The organism is Streptomyces sp. NPDC097129 (genome assembly GCF_055668065.1).
The window spans coordinates 1-1,425 of sequence record NZ_JBVOQE010000064.1; the positions used below are offsets into that span (position 1 = coordinate 1).

The 1,425-nt window shown below is 61.4% G+C and carries 2 protein-coding genes; both read right to left on the minus strand.

All coding sequences use genetic code 11. The features are described from left to right. Nucleotides 1–616: PstA family ABC transporter permease (locus tag AC0B9F_RS38105; RefSeq protein WP_472010389.1), on the minus strand; the 616-nt coding region annotated here is incomplete at its 3' end. After that, a partial coding sequence (gene pstC / locus AC0B9F_RS38110; RefSeq protein WP_472010391.1) for a phosphate ABC transporter permease subunit PstC occupies nucleotides 613–1,425 on the minus strand: 813 nt, incomplete at its 5' end. The genes pstC and AC0B9F_RS38105, both read right to left, overlap by 4 nt.

A 1,425-nucleotide genomic window follows, 5' to 3' on the forward strand; every position in this document is an offset into this window, starting at 1 on the left:
GGATGACGATGCGCATGATCGTCTTCCACTTCGGGACGCCCAGTGCGTAGGAGGCTTCCCGAAGCTCGTCCGGGACGAGCTTGAGCATTTCCTCGGTGTTGCGTACGACGACCGGCAGCATCAGCAGCACCAGCGCCAGCGAGACGGCAAAAGCGCTCTGTTCTAATCCGAGGGTGGCGATCCACAGGCTGAAAACGAACAACGCCGCAACGATCGAGGGCACACCTGCGAGAACGTCGACCATGAAGGTCACTGTGCGAGCGAAGGCTCCGCGCCCGTATTCGACCAGGTAGATCGCGGCCATGATGCCGAGCGGGACGGAGATGAGCGCTGCGATCGCTGCTTGGATCAAGGTGCCGTACAGCGCGTGGTAGATGCCGCCGGCGAACTGTTCCGGAAGCACACCCTGCAGAGAATTCGTCCACCAACCGGAGGAGGTGATGGCGCGCCATCCCTTTTCGATGACGGTGAACAGCACCCACACCATAGGAATCAGCGCGATACCGAAGGCAGCGTAGAACAGTACGGTGGCGATACCGTTCTTGGCTTTGCGGCTGGTGCTGATGCTTTGGAACGTCGGCGCCTTGGCCGGCGCATCGAGGAGATCGGCGCTCATCCGTTGACCTTGCCTTTCGCGACCATGCGAGCGAGTGCGTTGACGACGAAGGTCAATGCGAAGAGGACGAAACCAGCGGCGATGTACGCGCCGGTCGGAAGGGGAGCACTGAACTCTGCCGCTGCAGAGGCGATCTTCGAGGCGAAGGTGTAACCGCCGTCGAAGAGCGACCAGGTCGAGGCATTGGCAGCCGAACGCAAGATGATCAGCACGGCCACGGTTTCACCGAGAGCGCGACCCAGACCGAGCATCGACGCGGCGATGATGCCGCTGCGCCCGAAAGGCAGCACGGTCATACGCACGACTTCCCATTTGGTGGCGCCGAGGGCCTGTGCCGCTTCGATCTGCGAGCGCGGTGTCTGGCGGAAGACCTCTCGGGTGACGGAGGTGATGATCGGCAAGATCATCACCGCGAGAACAATTCCTGCGGTGAAGATGGTTCCGCCGCCGGTCAAGGAGACGTTGCCTTCGCTGAAGAGGAAGAACCAGCCGAGGTTGTCGTTGAGGAACTCCGCGACCGGGCTGAGCTTGGGGGCGAGGATGAAAATTCCCCAGAGACCGAACACGATCGAGGGCACTGCGGCGAGGAGATCGACGATCGAGCCGAAAGCGTGGGAGAGACGCGCTGGCGCGTACTGCGTCAAGAACACAGCGATACCCAGTGCGATCGGCACCGCAATCGCCAGAGCGAACACCGAACTGAGCACGGTGACCGTCAGTAGGTCACGGATACCGAAACGCAGATTCGATGCATCGCTGGTGACGAATTCGGTGCTGGTGAAGAAGTTCGCGTTGTTCGCCTGCAGCGA